Origin of the sequence: Diaphorobacter aerolatus (assembly GCF_014489535.1) — a bacterium.
Lineage (GTDB): Bacteria > Pseudomonadota > Gammaproteobacteria > Burkholderiales > Burkholderiaceae_C > Diaphorobacter_A > Diaphorobacter_A aerolatus.
Map to the genome: position 1 here is coordinate 205,129 of NZ_CP060783.1, position 17,595 is coordinate 222,723.

General features: G+C 61.9%; 13 protein-coding genes, 2 pseudogenes and 2 riboswitches. Of the genes and pseudogenes, 1 reads left to right on the forward strand and 14 read right to left on the reverse strand.

Features of this window, described 5'->3' with window-relative positions:
• Positions 1-93: 93 nt before the first annotated feature.
• From bktB to gcvT, 11 genes and pseudogenes are all read right to left on the reverse strand, one after another.
• Positions 94-1,277: pseudogene (gene bktB, locus H9K75_RS01030) on the reverse strand (beta-ketothiolase BktB).
• A 91-nt stretch (positions 1,278-1,368) separates the two neighbouring features.
• Complete coding sequence (locus tag H9K75_RS01035; protein ID WP_187724427.1) at positions 1,369-2,166, reverse strand: SDR family NAD(P)-dependent oxidoreductase; 798 nt, start codon at positions 2,164-2,166, stop codon at positions 1,369-1,371.
• Positions 2,167-2,204: 38 nt separating this feature from the next.
• Complete coding sequence (locus tag H9K75_RS01040) at positions 2,205-2,906, reverse strand: ABC transporter ATP-binding protein (protein ID WP_187725858.1); 702 nt, start codon at positions 2,904-2,906, stop codon at positions 2,205-2,207.
• Positions 2,907-2,922: 16 nt separating this feature from the next.
• Complete coding sequence (gene livG, locus H9K75_RS01045) at positions 2,923-3,687, reverse strand: high-affinity branched-chain amino acid ABC transporter ATP-binding protein LivG (protein WP_187724428.1); 765 nt, start codon at positions 3,685-3,687, stop codon at positions 2,923-2,925.
• Positions 3,684-4,952 carry a high-affinity branched-chain amino acid ABC transporter permease LivM gene (locus H9K75_RS01050; RefSeq protein ID WP_187724429.1) on the reverse strand — a complete coding sequence of 423 codons (1,269 nt, stop codon included), beginning with the start codon at positions 4,950-4,952 and terminating at the stop codon, positions 3,684-3,686. Before H9K75_RS01050 ends, livG begins: the two co-directional genes overlap by 4 nt.
• Positions 4,952-5,875, reverse strand: a complete 924-nt coding sequence (gene livH, locus H9K75_RS01055) for a high-affinity branched-chain amino acid ABC transporter permease LivH (protein WP_187724430.1) — start codon at positions 5,873-5,875, stop codon at positions 4,952-4,954. Before livH ends, H9K75_RS01050 begins: the two co-directional genes overlap by 1 nt.
• A gap of 180 nt (positions 5,876-6,055) precedes the next feature.
• On the reverse strand, positions 6,056-7,180 hold the full coding sequence (locus H9K75_RS01060; protein WP_187724431.1) for a branched-chain amino acid ABC transporter substrate-binding protein: 1,125 nt from the start codon (positions 7,178-7,180) through the stop codon (positions 6,056-6,058).
• A gap of 194 nt (positions 7,181-7,374) precedes the next feature.
• Positions 7,375-8,085, reverse strand: a complete 711-nt coding sequence (locus H9K75_RS01065; RefSeq protein ID WP_187725859.1) for an RluA family pseudouridine synthase — start codon at positions 8,083-8,085, stop codon at positions 7,375-7,377.
• An 85-nt stretch (positions 8,086-8,170) separates the two neighbouring features.
• The gene (gene gcvP, locus H9K75_RS01070; protein WP_187724432.1) at positions 8,171-11,065 is read right to left on the reverse strand and encodes an aminomethyl-transferring glycine dehydrogenase; all 2,895 of its coding nucleotides are present in this window, start codon (positions 11,063-11,065) and stop codon (positions 8,171-8,173) included.
• 73 nt (positions 11,066-11,138) lie between these two features.
• A complete protein-coding gene (gene gcvH / locus H9K75_RS01075) occupies positions 11,139-11,513 on the reverse strand; it encodes a glycine cleavage system protein GcvH (protein WP_187724433.1) in 375 nt (124 codons plus the stop codon).
• Positions 11,514-11,635: 122 nt separating this feature from the next.
• Positions 11,636-12,775, reverse strand: a complete 1,140-nt coding sequence (gene gcvT, locus H9K75_RS01080; RefSeq protein WP_226858445.1) for a glycine cleavage system aminomethyltransferase GcvT — start codon at positions 12,773-12,775, stop codon at positions 11,636-11,638.
• 57 nt (positions 12,776-12,832) lie between these two features.
• Positions 12,833-12,944, reverse strand: a riboswitch (glycine riboswitch).
• A 15-nt stretch (positions 12,945-12,959) separates the two neighbouring features.
• Positions 12,960-13,060: riboswitch (glycine riboswitch) on the reverse strand.
• A 168-nt stretch (positions 13,061-13,228) separates the two neighbouring features.
• Between gcvT and H9K75_RS01085 the strand changes: the two genes are divergently transcribed.
• Complete coding sequence (locus H9K75_RS01085; RefSeq protein ID WP_187724435.1) at positions 13,229-14,233, forward strand: type IV toxin-antitoxin system AbiEi family antitoxin; 1,005 nt, start codon at positions 13,229-13,231, stop codon at positions 14,231-14,233.
• 138 nt (positions 14,234-14,371) lie between these two features.
• Here H9K75_RS01085 and H9K75_RS01090 read toward each other — a convergent pair whose 3' ends face one another.
• From H9K75_RS01090 to H9K75_RS01100, 3 genes and pseudogenes are all read right to left on the reverse strand, one after another.
• Complete coding sequence (locus H9K75_RS01090) at positions 14,372-15,649, reverse strand: TRAP transporter large permease (protein WP_187724436.1); 1,278 nt, start codon at positions 15,647-15,649, stop codon at positions 14,372-14,374.
• On the reverse strand, positions 15,646-16,140 hold the full coding sequence (locus H9K75_RS01095; protein ID WP_187724437.1) for a TRAP transporter small permease: 495 nt from the start codon (positions 16,138-16,140) through the stop codon (positions 15,646-15,648). The genes H9K75_RS01090 and H9K75_RS01095 overlap by 4 nt, the downstream gene beginning before the upstream one ends.
• Before the next feature lie 126 nt (positions 16,141-16,266).
• Positions 16,267-17,246, reverse strand: a pseudogene (locus tag H9K75_RS01100) (TRAP transporter substrate-binding protein).
• Positions 17,247-17,595 lie beyond the last annotated feature (349 nt).

The following is a 17,595-nucleotide window of genomic DNA, read 5'->3' on the forward strand; positions in this document are numbered from 1 at the left end:
GAAAACCAGTGGGGCCTTGTTTGGGGACACCAGCGTCGATATTACCGTGTGTCCGGTGGCTGGCGTACTCGTGCTATCCAGAGGTTGGCCAAATCACATGCGCTCGAAAATCGCCGCGATGCCTTGTCCGCCGCCAATGCACATGGTCACGAGCGCGTACTTGCCCTTGATGCGTTCGAGTTCGTGCAGCGCCTTCACGGTGATCACGGCACCGGTTGCGCCAATCGGGTGTCCGAGCGAGATGCCGGAGCCGTTCGGGTTCACCTTGGCCGGGTCCAGGCCCAGATCGCGCGTCACGGCGCAGGCCTGTGCGGCGAAGGCTTCATTGGCTTCCACCACATCCAGATCGTTGATCGTGAGACCCGCCTTTTCCAGTGCCAGCTTGGTCGCTGGTACCGGGCCGATGCCCATGAACTTGGGATCCACGCCGGCATGCGCATAGGCCACGAGGCGCGCCATCGGCTTGAGGCCGCGCGCCTGCGCGGTTTTGGAATCCATCAGTACCACGGCGGCGGCTGCGTCGTTGATGCCCGAGGCATTGCCCGCGGTGACCGTGCCATTTTCCTTCTGGAACACCGCCTTGAGCTTGGCGAAGTCGGCGGCGGTCGCGCCCGCGCGGAAGTGTTCGTCGGTCACGTAGTCGACGTCACCCTTCTTGGACTTGAGCGTGACGGGCACGATCTGGTCCTTGAAGTAACCGGCCGCGGTCGCGCGCTCGGCGCGGTTGTGGCTTTCGACGGCCAGCGCGTCCTGCTCTTCGCGCGTGATGCCCCACTTGGCGGCGATGTTCTCCGCGGTCACGCCCATGTGGATGTTGTGGAACGGATCGTGCAGCGCGCCGATCATCATGTCGATCATCTTGAAGTCGCCCATGCGAGCGCCCCAGCGGCTGGTGAGCGAGGCATAGGGCGCGCGGCTCATGTTCTCGGCACCGGCTCCGATGGCGATGTCGGCATCGCCAAGCAGGATCGACTGGCTCGCGTTCACGATGGCCTGCAGGCCCGAGCCGCAGAGGCGGTTCACGTTGTATGCGGGGTGCCTTCGCCGCAGCCGCCGTTGATGGCCGCCACGCGCGAGAGGTACATGTCCTTGGGTTCGGTGTTCACCACATGGCCGAACACCACGTGGCCCACGTCCTTGCCATCCACCTTCGCGCGCGCCAGCGACTCACGAACCACCGTGGCGCCCAACTCCGTCGGCGGAACATCCTTGAGGCTGCCGCCGAAGGTACCAATGGCGGTGCGTACGGCGCTGACTACAACTACTTCACGGGACATGCGGATCTCCTGTCTGATTGGATGAGTAAGGTTTCGACTTTCAACTCAGCCAGCGCACCCCGATGCGTGTGCATATTGCGGAAATGCGCGGCTACGTATTCGAATACGTATTGTGCATCGCAGCAATTGGGTTGTCGCGCACATCCGCGACAGGGTTTTCCCCATAATCGGCGCGACGCAGATAGGCGAGAACGCGCGCCGCGGCTTCGGCCGGGGAAGAGAGTCGCTCGTCTTGCTTGAGGGCCTTGAAACTGCCGATGTCGGGAAAATCCCCCGGGTTGGCACCGCGCAACTGACCCTGCATGTCCGTATCAATCACGCCTGGGGCAAGCGAGCACAGGCTGGCTCCGTCAGGTTTGAGGGCTTCTTCGAGTGCCACGCAGGACGTGAACAGGTCCAGACCGGCCTTGGCCGCGCAATAGGCCGCCTGCGACCCCATGGGTCGGCGACCGAGGCCCGAAGAGATGTTCAGCACCTTGCGTTCGCCGGGCCAGCCATCGGTGGCGGCGAGAAAGGCCCCGGTCAGTGCCATCGGTGCCTCGAGACCCACACGCATCGCGTTCTGCAGATCGTCGGCACTGATCTGGCCAATCGGGGCGATGCGCGGAATCACGCCCGCGTTGTTGATCAGCGTGACACTCGCCCAGTCACCGGCCGTCAGCGAGTTCAGCAGCGTAGTCAGCCGTGCGGCGGCTTCCGCGCTGTTCGACAGGTCTTGCTCCCATTGCTGAAGCTGGTCTTCGCTGGCCGCCGCAGCGGCGAGTGCTTCGCTGGTCTTGCGTGCAATGCTGATCAGCACATGGCCTTCGCCCAGCAACTGCTGGCCCATGGCGAGCCCCATGCCGCGCGATCCGCCCGTAAGAATGGTGAGATGTTGGTTCTTGCTCATGCGCCCATCTTACGGGGAAAGATTCGCGCGGAGGATCCCTACGCGCCCAGATATGCCTTTCGCACGTCGGCATTGGTCAGCAGCGCCTGCCCGGAATCCTCGAGCACCACCTTGCCTGTTTCCAGCACATAGCCGCGATCCGCGATCTGCAACGCGCGATTGGCATTCTGCTCGACCAGAAACACCGTCACGCCGTTCGCACGGATGGTCTGGATGATCTCGAAGATCTGGGCAATGATCAGCGGAGCGAGGCCGAGCGTGGGTTCATCGAGCAGCAGCAGGCGCGGCTTGCTCATGAGCGCGCGCCCGATGGCCAGCATCTGCTGTTCGCCGCCGGACATCGTGCCCGAGCGCTGACCCGAGCGCTCACGCAGTCGCGGAAACAGTTTGAAGACGTGCTCGATGCCGTCGGCGATTTCCGGCTTGCTCAGGAAGAAGCCGCCCATCTTGAGGTTTTCCTCGACCGTCAGGTCCTTGAAGACACGGCGGCCTTCCGGCGAGATGGCAATGCCGCGGCGCATGATGTGGTGAGTGGACATCTGCGTGATGTCCTCGCCCTCGAACAAGATCTTGCCGCTGCTTGCGCGCGGGTTGCCGCAGACGGTCATGAGCAGCGAGGTCTTGCCCGCGCCGTTGCTGCCGATCAACGTGACGATTTCGCCTTGATTGACGTGCAGGCTGACATGGTTGACCGCGCAGATCGCGCCGTAGTGGGTGGAAACCTGTTCCAGTTGCAACATGTGTTTGGCGCTCATCTCAGGCCTCTCCCAGATAGGCCTTGATGACCCGCTCGTTGCTTCGCACCTCTTCGGGCGTTCCCATGGCGATAGGGCGGCCGTATTCCATGCACAGAATGCGCTCGGACACGCCCATCACCAGACCCATGTCGTGTTCGATCAGCAGCACGGTCACGCCGAATTCGGTGCGCAGGCGCTCGATCAACTGCTGCAGCTCGACCTTTTCCTGCGGATTGAGACCGGCCGCGGGCTCGTCGAGCATCAACAGCTTGGGCTGGGTGATCATGCAGCGCGCGATTTCAAGCCGGCGCTGGTGACCGTATGCGAGATTGCCCGCTTCGCGATTGGCAAAGGCCTCGATGCCCATGAAGCGCAGCCATTTCATTGCGTTCTCGATGGCGGCTGCTTCGCTGGCCCGGTAGTTCCTGGTGTTGAACAGACCGCCGAGTACCGACTTGCTGGTGCGGCTGTGTTGCGCCACCAGCAGGTTCTCCAGTGCGGTCATGCTCTTGAAGAGCCGCACGTTCTGGAAGGTGCGCACGACGCCGCGCTGCGCGACGCTGTGGCTGCCGAGTCCGGCAATCGACTGGCCCTCCAGCGTGATCACGCCGGTCGTGGGTTTGTAGAAACCGCTGATGCAGTTGAACACCGTGGTCTTGCCAGCGCCGTTCGGGCCGATGATGGCGAAGATTTCCCCGGGCTTGATCGACATTTCCACGCCATCGACGGCCAGAAGGCCGCCGAAGCGCATGCTCAGGTCCCTGACTTCGAGTAGATGGCTCATGCGTGCGCTCCATCCTTGTGGTTGCCGGTGGACGAGGGAACCTCCACATGGTGGCGCTTCATCGGCAGCAGGCCCTGAGGGCGCCAGATCATCATCAGAATCATCACCAGACCAAAAATCAGCATGCGGTATTCGGAAAATTCACGTGCCAGTTCGGGCAGCACGGTGATCAGAATCGCCGCAATGATCACGCCCAGTTGCGAACCCATGCCGCCCAGCACCACGATGGCGAGAATCAGCGCCGATTCGATGAAGGTGAAGGATTCGGGATTCACGATGCCCTGGCGCGCCGCGAAGAATGCACCGCCAAAGCCCGCAAACATGGCGCCGAGCGTGAAAGCCGAGAGCTTGATCTTCGTGGGGCTCAGGCCGAGCGAACGGCAGGCGATCTCGTCTTCTCGCAGCGCCTCCCACGCCCGGCCAATCGGCATGCGGATCAGCCGGTTGCTGACGCACAGCGTGACGACGGCAAGCAGCAGCGCCATCAGATACAGGAAGATCACCATGTGCATGGTGCTGAACTCGATGTTGAAGAACTGCGCGAACGTCGTGCCGCCTTCGGTGGTTGGCGAACGCGTGAGCGGCAGGCCGAAGAAGGTCGGCTTGGGAATGCTCGAGATGCCATCCGGGCCGCCGGTCCATTGGTTCAGGTTCACCAGCAGCAGGCGTGTGATCTCGCCGAAGCCCAGCGTCACGATGGCCAGATAGTCGCCGCGCAGTCGCAGCACCGGAAAGCCCAGCAAGAACCCGAACAGCGCCGAGACGCAACCGGCCAGCGGCAGAGCCTCCCAGAAGCTCCAGCCTGCCCAGTGATAGAGCAGGGCGTAGGTATAGGCACCCACGGCATAGAAACCCACAAAACCCAGATCGAGCAGGCCGGCAAAGCCCACGACGATATTCAGACCCAGGCCGAGCATCACGTAGATCATGGCCAGCGTGGCGATGTCCACGGCGTTGCGTCCTGCGAAGAACGGCCACGAAATGGCGATCAGCGCGACCACCAGGATCACCGCCGGGCGGCTCCTGGCAGACAGGCTGGGCAGCGCGGGCATCGAAAAGCCCTTGACCGCGGTCTTGATGGCGGGGCGCAGCAACTGCCACACGAAGACGATCACGCAGCCCCAGATCACGTAGTTCCATTGCGGCACGAGATAGGTGCGAATGCCGGCGCGCTCCAGGTGCAGCCCGAAGATCGGGATGATCAGCAGCGCGGCAATGACGGTGGCAAACAGGGCCGGGCCGAGTTGAGAGCGGATCTTGTTCATCACACCTTCTCCACTTCAGGTTTGCCAAGCAGGCCGGTCGGGCGGAACAGCAGGATCAGCACCAGCAGGCCAAAGGCCACGATGTCCTTGTATTCTGAGGAAATGTAGGCAGCGGCGAAGGTCTCCGCGACGCCGAGCACCACGCCGCCGAGCATGGCACCCGGAATGCTGCCGATGCCGCCGAGCACCGCTGCTGTGAACGCCTTGATGCCTGCAATGAAACCGATGAACGGGTTCAGCTTGCCGACGGCCAGCGCGATCAGCACGCCGCCGACGGCGGCCAGCACGGCTCCAAGAATGAAGGTGAACGAGACGACACGGTTGGTGTCGATTCCAAGCAGGTTGGCCATGTGCATGTCCTGCGCGCAGGCACGCGAGGCGCGACCCATGCGGGAGTGCTTGATGTAGAGCGTGAGCGCAATCATCAGCGCCACGGCCACCACGATGATCAGGATACGGGCGTAGGGAATGAACACCTCGAAGTTGCCGAGGTGAAACGTGAACGCTCCGGGCAGTAGCGCTGGCACGGCCATGTCGCGCGCACCCTGGCCGAGGGCAACCCAGTTCTGGAGAAAGATCGACATACCGATCGCGGAGATCAGCGCCACGAGACGCGGACTGCTGCGCAGCGGCTTGTAGGCGACCTGCTCGACGGCGAAGCCGTAAACCCCGGTGATCACCACGGCCACCACGAGCATGAGGGCGATGATGAACCAGATCGGCAGACCACTGGTGGTACCAACGGCGGACAGCGTGACCAAGCCCACATAGGCGCCGATCATGTAGATGTCGCCGTGGGCGAAATTAATCATCCCGATGATGCCGTAGACCATGGTGTAGCCGATGGCGATCAGGGCGTAGATGGCTCCGAGGGAGAGCCCGTTGAATAGCTGTTGTATCAGCTGCGGCAATAAGTCAGACATTGCTTGGTCGTCCACTTTGGAGGCTGGTGCGGTTGATCTTGCACGGCCCCTGTGCGCTTGTCATCGGGAAAGCACCCGTTGGCAGGGCGTCCGATTCGCTGGCACTAGTTAAACGAACGGGGCAGGTACGTCGCAAATCCGGTCTGCGAACGTCCTGCCCCGAAGGGAGAGCATCAGGGGTTACTTGACTGCGGGAGTCTTGGAGCCGTCCTTGTGCCACTGGAACACCTGGAAGTCGAAGGACTTCAGGTCGCCTTGCTTGTTCCAGGAGATCGGGCCGATCACGGTATCCACCGAGTTGGCGTGCAGCCAGTCGGCGACCTTGGCCGGGTTGTCACCAGCGGCCTTGATCGCCGCGATCAGCGATTGTGCAGCAGCGAACGATGTCAGCTGGAACGCGCCCGAAGGATTGCGCTTGGCGTCCTTGAACGCCTTCACAACGGCAGCGTTCTTGGGGTTGGCGGAGAAGTCGGCCGGCAGCGTCACCAGCATGCCTTCCACGGCGGCACCGGCAATGGCGTTCACTTCAGGATTGCCAACACCCTCGGGGCCCATCATCTTGACCTTCAGGCCCTGCTCGGCGGCCTGGCGCAGCAGCAGGCCCATTTCGGGGTGGTAGCCGCCGAAGTACACGAAGTCCACACCGGCGCTCTTGAGCTTGGTGATGACGGCCGAGTAGTCGGAATCGCCCGCGTTGATGCCTTCAAACAATGCAACTTCGATCTTGGCCTTCTTCAGGTCGTCCCGCACGGCGGTGGCGATGCCCTGACCATAGGACTGCTTGTCGTGCAGCACGGCAACCTTCTTGGGCTTGGCCTGCTCGATGATGAACTTGGCTGCCGAAGGGCCTTGCTGGTCGTCGCGGCCAATGGTGCGGAACACGAAGTGATAGTTCTTGCCGTCGGTCAGCGCGGGAGACGTTGCGGAGGGAGTCGCCACAACCACGCCTTCGTTGTTGTAGATGGGAGCGGCGGCGATGGAGGCGCCGGAGCAGACCGGGCCGATCACGTAGCCGATCTTGCTGTTGACCACGCGGTTGGCGGCGACCGGGCCTTGCTTGGGTTCGCAGGCGTCGTCCACGGCCACGAGTTCGATCTTCTTGCCATTGATGCCACCGGCCGCATTGGTCATCTCGACCGCCGTCGTAGCACCTTCCTTGACCATGTCACCGTATTGGGTCAGCGCACCAGTCGTTGGGATCACCAGTGCGATCTTGATCTGCGCTTGAGCTGCGGTACCGATGAATGCTGCACCAGCCACTCCCAGGGCTGCGATCAACGTACGCACACGGAAGGTCGTTTGCATAGCTATTCCTATCACTATTAGTTACGAGTAAGTAAATTTGTATGCAGTCGTGCGCTCCCTTTTGGGGAGTGCAATCCGGCAAGTCGCCCAGCTTATCGAGGGGAGTTGGCCTCACAACGGGGAATACCCTAGGGAGGTGTGCATCAGCAAATGGTGATTATCTACCGTACAGAGTCGGGTTGATTTGACGCAATCTAAAACGGGACTTGGCTTTCGATAAATATTTCTCGCGCGCTCACGGGGTGCGTGAACTGCAAAACGCGTGCATGAAGCATGAGTCTTTCAGAGGAAAAGCGCACGAATTGTGGTGCGTAGAGCGCGTCTCCCAGAATCGGAAATCCGAGGTGTAGCAGATGTACTCTCAATTGATGGGTACGTCCGGTGATCGGCTGCAATTCGAGTCGCGTCGCTTCCAATTCATCGCTCGGTGTGTTTCCGTCTTGTTTTGTAAGTGATTGAATATCCGGCGATGCGATTGCACGCCATCGCGTGAGGCTCGGCTTGCCAGCCGGATCGATGATCTGCTTCGGCCGGTTCGGCCAGTCCGCAAGAATCGGTGCGTCGATCACATTCCATTCTCCGGGTTCGCCGATGAGTCGTCCCGCAACGACGGCCTCATAGGTCTTGTTCACCCGGCGTTCGGCAAAGCTCGCGCTCATGGCCCGCTGCATCGCCATGCCCCTGGCCAGGAGCACGATCCCGGAGGTCGCCATGTCGAGCCGATGCACGATCAGCGCATCGGGCCACTGCGCGCTCGCCCGGCTGCTCAGGCAATCCTGCTTCTCAGCGCCGCGCCCGGGCACGCAGAGCAGCCCCGACGGCTTGTCGAAGGCGAGCAGGTACTCGTCTTCGTAGAGCGGGATCAGAGGCTCATGCGCGATGGTCGGGAGCGGGGGAAGTTGCATCGCTGTCTGCGGCGGCGGGCCGAACAAAAAGGAGCGAACGCTCACCAGATCGTTCGCTCCTTCGCGTTGGCGTCAATGGTGGTGCTTATTTGTCGTAGGCATCCATGGGCACGCAGCTGCAAAACAGGTTGCGATCACCGTAGACGTTGTCCACGCGGCCTACGGGCGACCAGTACTTGGACTTGCGCAGCGCGGCGACCGGATAGGCGGCCAGTTCACGCGCGTAGGCATGCTTCCATTCGTCGGCCGTGACCTGCTCGGCCGTGTGTGGCGCGTTCTTGAGCGGGTTGTCCTCGCGCGGCAGCTTGCCCGATTCGATCTCGCGGATTTCCTCGCGGATGGCGATCATCGCGTCGATGAAGCGGTCGAGCTCGTACAGGTTCTCGCTCTCGGTGGGCTCCACCATCAGCGTGTTGGGCACGGGGAAGGACAGCGTCGGCGCGTGAAACCCGTAGTCGATCAACCGCTTGGCGACGTCTTCGGCCATCACGCCCGAGGTGTCCTTGAGGTTGCGCAGGTCAAGAATGCACTCGTGCGCCACATGGCCGTTGGCGCTGGCATAGAGCGTCGGGTAGTGGTCCTTGAGGCGCACGCTGATGTAGTTGGCGCTCAGAATCGCCGCTTCCGTGGCGTGCTTCAAACCGTCGGGACCCATCATGCGGATGTACATCCAGCTGATCGGCAGCACGGCCGCGTTGCCGAGCGGTGCGGCGCTGACCGCGCCAATGCGGCTTTCGAACCCGGCGGTCTTGTGACCGGGCAGGAAGGGAACCAGATCTTCGACCACGCAGACCGGACCCACGCCCGGACCGCCGCCGCCGTGCGGAATGCAGAAGGTCTTGTGCAGGTTCAGATGACTGACGTCGCCGCCGAATTCACCGGGCGCGGCCACGCCGACCAGTGCGTTCATGTTGGCGCCGTCCACGTAGACGCGACCACCATGGCGGTGCACCAGCTCGCACAGTTCCTTCACCTGCGTCTCGAACACGCCGTGCGTGGACGGGTAGGTGATCATGATGCAGGCGAGGTTGTCGCTGTGCTGCTCGCACTTGGCCTTGAGATCGTTCATGTCGACGTTGCCATTGGCATCGCACGCGGTGACGACGACCTGCATGCCGACCATCTGCGCCGATGCCGGATTGGTGCCGTGCGCGCTGCTCGGGATCAGGCAGACGTTGCGATGCGTTTCGCCGCGTGACTCATGCCAGCCCTTGATGGCCAGCAGACCCGCGTATTCGCCCTGGCTGCCCGCATTGGGTTGCAGGCTCACGCCCGCGTAGCCGGTGGCCTCGCACAGCCAATCGCGCAGTTGTTGATCAAGCTCGAGGTAGCCGGCGAGCTGGTCCTTTGGCGCGAACGGGTGCATGTTCGCAAATTCGGGCCAGGTGATCGGAATCATCTCGCTCGTGGCGTTGAGCTTCATGGTGCACGAGCCCAGCGGAATCATCGAGCGGTCGAGCGCCAGGTCCTTGTCGGACAGTCCGCGCAGATAGCGCAGCATCGCCGTTTCGGAATGGTGGGTGTTGAACACCGGATGCGTGAGGAAACCGCTCTTGCGCACCGCGAACTCGGGAATCAGCGACGGCGCGCCGTCGTCCATTGCCTCGATGGTGGGCACCGCCTTGCCTTCGCCCGCAAAGATCGACCAGACCAGTTCCACGTCGGCGCGCGTCGTGGTCTCGTCGAGCGAGATGCAGATGTATTCGTCCCATGCCTTGCGCAGATTCGCGCCCTTGGCCACGGCGCGCGCCATGATGGCGTCGGTCTCGCCCCTGGTGTGCAGGCTGAGGGTGTCGAACGCGGTGTCGTGATGGCGGCTGGTGTAGCCCAGCGTGGCCAACCCACGGCTCAGAATGGCCGCAAAGCGCGCCACGCGGCGGGCAATGCGCGTGAGACCTTCGGGGCCGTGGTAGACCGCGTACATGCTGGCGATCACGGCGGGAAGCACCTGCGCGGTGCAGATGTTCGAGGTCGCCTTTTCGCGGCGAATGTGCTGCTCGCGGGTTTGCAGCGCAAGGCGATATGCGGGTTTGCCGTGCACATCGACGCTCACACCCACCAGGCGGCCCGGCAGCGAACGCTTGTATTCGTCGCGGCAGGCCATGAAACCGGCGTGTGGGCCACCGGCGCCCATCGGCATGCCAAAACGCTGCGTGGAGCCGACGACGATGTCGGCATCCCATTCACCCGGAGGCGCAAGCAGCGTGAGCGCCAGCAGATCGGTGGCGACGATGGCCGAGGCCTGCTTGGCGTGGATGGCCTGCACATCGGCCTTCCAGTCGGCGATCCAGCCGCTGCTGGCAGGGTACTGGATCAGCACGCCAAAGAAGTCGGCCGCGAGCAGCGCTTCCCATTCTTCCTTGGAGTTCGCGACCTTCACCTCGATGCCGAGCGGCGCGGCGCGGGTTTGCACGACCTCGATGGTCTGCGGATGGGCGTCGCCCGCAACCACGAAGACGTTGCTTTTGGATTTGACCGAGCGCTTGGCCAGCGTCATCGCCTCGGCGGCGGCGGTGGCCTCGTCGAGCATCGAGGCATTGGCGATCGACATCCCGGTCAGGTCGCAGACCATGGTCTGGAAATTGACCAGCGCCTCCATGCGTCCCTGCGAAATCTCTGCCTGGTAGGGCGTGTAGGCCGTGTACCAGGCGGGGTTCTCGAGCACGTTGCGCAGGATGACGCCCGGCGTGAACGTGCCGTAGTAGCCCTGGCCGATGAAGCTCTTGAGGACCTGATTCTTCGACGCAATGGCCTTGAGTTCGGCGAGCGCGCCTGCCTCGGTGATCGCTGCGGGAATGTTCATCGCGCCGGCGCGGGCGATGGAACGCGGAACGATGGAATCAATCAGCGCCGAGCGCGATGCCTCTCCGATCACGGAGAGCATGTGCGCTTCGTCTGCGGGGCTGATGCCGATATGGCGCGGCTGGAATTCGGTGGCGTTTTCCAGCGCGAAAAGGGGGAGTGCGGCGGGCATTTGCATGGAGGGACCAGTCTCAAAAGCAAAAATTGCCGCGCCTTCGACGATGCAAGGGCGCGGCAGGGGATTTGTCGTATCAGGCGTTGGCGGCAAACGAGTTGTAGCTCGTTTCGTCCATCAGCGCGTCCAGTTGAGCGGGCTCGCTCAGCTTGACCTTGAAGAACCAGCCAGCGTTCAGCGGATCGCTGTTGGCGAGCGAAGGATCGTCGCGCAGAGCCTCGTTGACTTCGACGATCTCGCCGGACACCGGCATGTATACGTCGGCTGCGGCCTTGACCGACTCGACCACGCCCGCCACTTCGCCCTGTGCGAAGGTCTTGCCCACTTCAGGCAGATCGACGAACACCACGTCGCCCAGCGCGTCCTGCGCGTGCACGGTGATGCCAACCACGGCCGCATTGGCGTCGGCGGCGTTGATCCATTCATGGTCTTTGGAGTAGTGGATGCTCATGGGTGCTCCGGAAAAAATGAGAGATTGAAAAGAGGGTGAGATTGGTCAGGAAGCAATGTAGCGTGAAATGGCTGCGCCGTAGTTGCTTTCCCGAGCGTCGTCGAACGCGGATTCTTTCCCGTTCAGCCGCGAAAGTAATTGGTTGGCACGAACGGCGTTGCGCTCACCACCATCGGCACGGATTTGCCGCGCACGATGGCGAAGATTTCGGTTCCGGGCTGGGCATGGTCGGCCTGCACGTAGGCCAGCGCAATCGGCTGGTTCAGTGTGGGGCTCAACAGGCCGCTCGTGATATGCCCGACGTGCTGGCCGTCGAGGTTTTCGAGCACGGCGGGCTCGCGCACCGGAATGCGTTCCCGGGCGATCAGGCCGACGCGTTTGCGCGTGAGCGTTTCGGGCTGGTCGATCTGGGAAAGAATTTTCCCGGCACCGGGAAAGCCGCCAGCGCGCTCGCCAGCGCTGCGGCGCACCTTCTGGATCGCCCAGTTGAGCGCGGCTTCGGGTGGCGTGGTGCTGTGGTCGATGTCATTGCCATAGAGACACAGCCCGGCTTCGAGCCGCAGCGAGTTGCGTGCGCCAAGGCCGATGGGCTTGACTTCACTCTCGGCCAGCAGCGCGCGAGCGAATTCCTCGGCACGGCTTTCGTGGACCGAGATCTCGAAACCATCTTCGCCGGTATACCCGCTGCGGGTGATGAACAGATCGGCGTTGTTCCACTGGAAGTCGCCACCCGTCATGAACACCAGTTTTTCCACGCCGGGAATCAGCCGCGAGAGCACGGCGGCGGCCTGCGGACCTTGCAGCGCGAGCAATCCGCGCTCGGGCATGGGAATGACCTGGCAGCGATGGCCGATGCGCTCGATGATGTGAGCGATGTCGCCCACCTTGCATGCGCCGTTGACGATCACGAAGATGTCCTTGCTGCGATTGAAGAACATCAGGTCGTCGATGATGCCGCCCTCGTCGTTGAGCAGCAGTCCGTAGCGCTGCTTGCCCACGCCGAGGCCGACCACATCAACGGGCATCAGCGTTTCGAACGCGGCGGCAGCATCGGCACCCACGAGGCGCAATTGGCCCATGTGCGAGACATCGAACAGTCCTGCGGCAGTGCGTGTGTGATGGTGCTCGGCCATCAGGCCGGCGGGATACTGCACGGGCATCGAATAGCCGGCGAACGGCACCATCCTGGCGCCCAGTTCGATGTGCAGCGCATTGAGCGGGGTGTTGAGCAGCGGCGTGGCAGGCGAGGGCGCGGACGACATGGTTTTCAAGCTCCAAGGCAAATGATCCGGACGACCAACGCCGTGCGCTGATCGCGGTATTGCCCTGCTGTCCGCTTTACCTGAGAGATTCATCGCAAGGTGTGCCGCGACTTGCTCCTTCGGTGGACCGCCTTCGTTGCAAAGACGGCCTCTCTCCAGCTAGGGAAACGCCCGCATCACTGCGGGCGGTTTGCCAGTCCTTTTGCCTGAGCGTTCGGTATCTGCCTGCGCCTTCGGCGGCCCGCATCATTTTTCGAGCTGCGGGCTCTCTCCTGACAAGCCTGCAAGTATAACGTCGCGGCCTCCCAAAAGGCTGTTTTTCTCTATTCGATCTGAGTGCGGTTCGCCAGGCTTTTCCTTGCCGTCCATGGACAGAAGGCGCGCTGGAGGCTTGTACAGCAGTATTATGTTCATATATTATGAATGTTCACGTAACATGAACTATCGTGGTGTATGAACGAACAGGATATCCTTCAGAAGGCTCTCGATGCAACGCATTCGGTTGCGGGGCTGGAGTTCGTCAACGCGGGGCAGGAGCGCGAACCAGGTCGCGATGGCATTGTCAGATTTTCTCCGGCAAGCGGTGATGAGCGCGTTTTCTACACCGAAGTGAGGCGCGTGGTAGATCGATTGCACACGCTGCATCTTCTGCACGCGCAGATGAGAAATCGTCCGGAACGCACACTATTGGCTGCGACCTATATCTCGCAAAGCCTGGCGCAAGAGTGCCAGCGACTGGGCTTGAATTTCATCGACATGGCTGGCAACGCATTTATCGACGTTCCCGGTCGCTTCGTTTTTGTATCGGGCAGGCCGCGAATTGAAATACGTTCGCCCACCCCGGACTACGGTGCCCTGCGAACATCCAACGGATTGCGCCTCGTGTTTGCGCTGCTGACTCAGGACGGACTCGTTCATCAGTCGCAGCGCGAGATGGCTGCCGCCGCTGGCGTGGCGCTGGGTTCGGTAGGCAAGGTCCTAGAGGGTTTGACGCGCCTTGGACATCTGAGTGCGGGAAAAGGCAAGAGCCGTCGTTTGCTGGCAGGGGATGAATTGTCGCGCGCGTGGGTCCAGCACTTTCCGGTCTCTTTGCGGCACAAACTCAATCCGCGCAGATACTCCCTGCCAGCCAGTAGACGCTGGCAAGACATTCGATGGGCACCGGGCCAGGCTGTGTGGGCGGGCGAGGCCGCTGCGAATCGAATGGACGGTTTCCTCCAACCCGTAGCGGGGACGATTTACACGTGGCTGGCGCGCGAAGTCTTTGTGGTTGAGCATCGCCTGCGGCCTGATCCGCAAGGTGACATTGAAATTCTGGACGCATTCTGGAATGCACGGAATCAGGCGGATTCTGTGCTTGCGCCTGCCTTGCTTGTGTATGCAGACATGATGGCAAGTCAGGATGGGCGAAGCAGAGAAGCGGCAACCCGCGTCTGGGAGCGGATCCTTCGTGCTTGAGATATTGCCAGGCCAGCGCAGCGAGGCCGCGCTCACGCAGATGGTCCGCGCGCAATCCGCTGTCATGCAGCACGCCGGTGCAGCGCGAATTCAAAGAACCATTGACGCCTTCGTTCGCGGATTTGGCTCCTGAGCCACCTATCGCGCATACACCAGATCGCGCAGCCCCAGCGAGATGCCCGGCACGTAGGTGATCACCAACAGGCATAGCAGAATCACCAGCACGAACGGCAGCAGTTGCGTGACGATCCGGTCGAGCGAGATTTTCGCTACCGTGCAGGCTGCGAACAGGTTCACGCCGAATGGCGGGGTGATCATGCCGAGCGCCAGATTCACCACCATGATGAGTCCGAAATGCACCGGGTCGATGCCGAAGTGCTGTGCCACCGGCGCGAGGATGGGCGCGAGCACGATGATGGCGGCGCTGGTCTCGATGAACATGCCGATGACGAACAGCGCCGCATTCACACCCAGCAGGAACATCGCGGGCGACTTGAGCACTTGTTCGAGCCAGTGGCCGATGGCGTCAGGCACTCCGGCGCGCGTGATCAGAAACGCGAACAGCCCGGCGTTGGCGATGATGAACATGATCACCGCCGACGAGAGCGCCGACTTGCGCAAGACGGAGTAGAGATCCTTGATCTTGATTTCGCGGTACACCACCATGCCGACCACGAGCGCATAGAACACCGCGACGGCGGAGGCTTCGGTGGGCGTGAAAATGCCGCCGTAGATGCCGCCCAGAATGATCACCGGCATGGCCAGTGCCCATCCAGCCTGGAGCAGGGCGCGGCCGAAGGACATGCGGCCTTCGCCGTCGTTCTTGCCCCAGCCTTTCCATTTGCAGTAGGCCCAGACGAACAGCATCAGCGACAGGCTGATCAGGATGCCGGGGCCGAAACCCGCGATGAACAGTTCGCCGATCGACACTTCGGCGCTCACGCCGTAGAGAATCATCGGGATCGACGGCGGGATGATCACGCCCAGTTCGGCGCTGGTTGCCTGAAGTGAAGCGGCAAAACTCGTGGGGTAGCCGTGCTTGATGAGCGCGGGAATCAGGATTGCGCCAATCGCAAACGTGGTGGCGACCGAGGAGCCGGACACCGCCGCGAAGATCATGCAGGTGAGCACGCAGGTCATCGGCAGACCGCCCTGCACGCCACCGACGATGCTCTTGGCGAACTCCACGAGGCGGCGCGAGATGCCGCCGGTTTCCATCAGGTTGCCCGCCAGAATGAAGAACGGAATCGCGGCGAGTGGAAACTTGTTGATCGCGCCGAACATCTCCTTGACCGAGATGAGCATGTTGGCGTTGGACATCTGAATGCCGGCAATCGACGCAAGGCCGATCGACACGGCCACCGAGACGCTGAGCGCAAAGCACAGCACCATCGTGGCAATCATCACTGGAGTCATTGCGCGGTCTCCAGTTCGAGGCGTTTGGGATCGAGCAGGTTGCCGATGATCCCGGGAATGCAGAACAGCGCGCCCACCGGCACGGCAAGATAGGCCCAGAACATGGAGACCGATTCCAGCCCCGCCATCGATTGCACGCCGCCGCGTTTGGCGTAGTCAAAGCCCCACCAGATCAATACGCCGATGAGCGCCAGCGCCGCGATGCTCACCACCCAATCGAGCGCGCGGCGCATGCCGGGGGGACTCCAGCGGTAGAGCACGTCCACGCTCACCATCGCGCCCTGTCGAAAGGCCATCGGGATGGCGAGAAAGACCATCCAGATGAGGCTGAAGCGGATCAGCACCTCGGTCCACTCGGCCGGTTGCTCCAGCACGAAACGCGTGACGATCTGGAAGATGCCGAGCGCAGAGGACACCGCGAGCATCGCGCACGCGCCCGCCATGGCGATGGCCGTGGTCCATCGCTCGAAAGAAAGAAACAGGTTTTTCATGCGCGTGCGTTCAATGCTTGTCCGCCGGAAAAATGCCCGCATTCAATCGCTGAACTGCGGGCGTTGTTGCCGCAAGGCCGGCGCTGCACGAATCACGCATGCAGCACTCGTTCCTCGCGCAGCCGATCACTTGTAGTTGCGGATGCGGTCGAGGTTGGCCTTGCCGAAATCCTTTTCGAACTGCGCGTTCACCGACGTCAGTGCGGCCGCAAACTTGGCCTTGTCGACGTTGTCGATCACCGTCATGCCCTTGGCGCGCAGATCGGCCACGCCCTTTGCGTCATCCTCGTCGACTCGGGCGCGGTTGGCCTTGGTGCCCTCCTTGGCGGCATCGATGAATGCCTGCCTGTCGGCCGCAGAGAGCTTGTCGAACGCTGCCTTGTTCATCACGAAGATGCAGGGTGAGTACACGTGGCCGGTCAGCGACAGATGCTTTTGCACCTGATCGAATTTGGCGGAAATGATCACCGGCAGCGGGTTTTCCTGACCATCCACGGTGCCCTGCTGTAGCGCCGTGAACACTTCGGGGAAGGCCATCGGCGTGGTGATGATGCCGAACGCCTTGTACGCTGCGATGTGCACCGGATTTTCCATGGTGCGCATCTTGAGGCCCTTGAGGTCTTCGGGCGCCTTCACGTCGCGCTTGCTGTTGGTCATGTGGCGAAAGCCGTTTTCCGCCCAGGCCAGCGCCTTGAAGCCCTTGGCGTCGAATTTGCCGAGCAGCTCCTGGCCAATCGGACCGTCGAGCACCGCGCGCGCATGCGCCTTGTCGCGAAACAGGAAGGGCACATCGAGAATCTTGGTCTCCGGCACGAAGTTGGGCACGGGCCGGTCGAGCTGAAGGCCAGTTCCTGCGTGCCAAGCTGCACGGCCTCGATCGATTCGCGTTCGCCGCCGAGTGCGCCGTTGTAGAAGGTCTGGACCTTGTAGCGCCCACCGGTGCGCTTTTCAACTTCCTTGGCAAAGGTGTCGATGGCCACGCCCTGATGCGAATTCTGTGCCGTCGAAATGCTGATGCGCATCGTCGTCTGCGCGCTGGCATACCCTGCCAGGTTCAATGCGCCAATGGCCAATCCGAGTCCCAGGGCAATCTTTCTACGCTGCATATCGTTCCTCATCGGCTTCGCCGAAGTTATCTCCACACCGGTTGAAAAGTAAATCGTGCGCGGCTATCCCGCTACCGGCGTCCATTGTGAGCAAAGCGCGCCTCGGAGGCATTGGGGTTTTTATGATGTTGTGGCGATCATGCGAAGACCGCATTGATAGCAGATGCGCCAAAGCTCCCAGGGCGGCGGTAGTCGCCCGGGAGCTGAGGAGGAGAGGGGATGTCGGTAAACAGTCTCTGCAGGAAAGGAGCTTTTGTAAAAGTGTTTCGATGGATGAAGTATGCAACGCCGTTGCCAGAAGATGCTTCTGAATTTTCCAAATACTCGCAGCGATATGGAATAATTTTCT

Bases quoted from the DNA above. Each gene is read 5' to 3' on its own strand.
- H9K75_RS01085 (WP_187724435.1), top strand. From the start codon at position 13,229: ATGAACGAACAGGATATCCTTCAGAAGGCTCTCGATGCAACGCATTCG.
- H9K75_RS01065 (WP_187725859.1), bottom strand. From the start codon at position 8,085: ATGCAACTTCCCCCGCTCCCGACCATCGCGCATGAGCCTCTGATCCCG.
- livG (WP_187724428.1), bottom strand. From the start codon at position 3,687: ATGAGCCATCTACTCGAAGTCAGGGACCTGAGCATGCGCTTCGGCGGC.
- H9K75_RS01050 (WP_187724429.1), bottom strand. From the start codon at position 4,952: ATGAACAAGATCCGCTCTCAACTCGGCCCGGCCCTGTTTGCCACCGTC.
- gcvP (WP_187724432.1), bottom strand. From the start codon at position 11,065: ATGCAAATGCCCGCCGCACTCCCCCTTTTCGCGCTGGAAAACGCCACC.
- H9K75_RS01095 (WP_187724437.1), bottom strand. From the start codon at position 16,140: ATGAAAAACCTGTTTCTTTCTTTCGAGCGATGGACCACGGCCATCGCC.
- livH (WP_187724430.1), bottom strand. From the start codon at position 5,875: ATGTCTGACTTATTGCCGCAGCTGATACAACAGCTATTCAACGGGCTC.
- gcvT (WP_226858445.1), bottom strand. From the start codon at position 12,775: ATGTCGTCCGCGCCCTCGCCTGCCACGCCGCTGCTCAACACCCCGCTC.
- H9K75_RS01090 (WP_187724436.1), bottom strand. From the start codon at position 15,649: ATGACTCCAGTGATGATTGCCACGATGGTGCTGTGCTTTGCGCTCAGC.
- H9K75_RS01035 (WP_187724427.1), bottom strand. From the start codon at position 2,166: ATGAGCAAGAACCAACATCTCACCATTCTTACGGGCGGATCGCGCGGC.
- H9K75_RS01040 (WP_187725858.1), bottom strand. From the start codon at position 2,906: ATGTTGCAACTGGAACAGGTTTCCACCCACTACGGCGCGATCTGCGCG.
- gcvH (WP_187724433.1), bottom strand. From the start codon at position 11,513: ATGAGCATCCACTACTCCAAAGACCATGAATGGATCAACGCCGCCGAC.
- H9K75_RS01060 (WP_187724431.1), bottom strand. From the start codon at position 7,180: ATGCAAACGACCTTCCGTGTGCGTACGTTGATCGCAGCCCTGGGAGTG.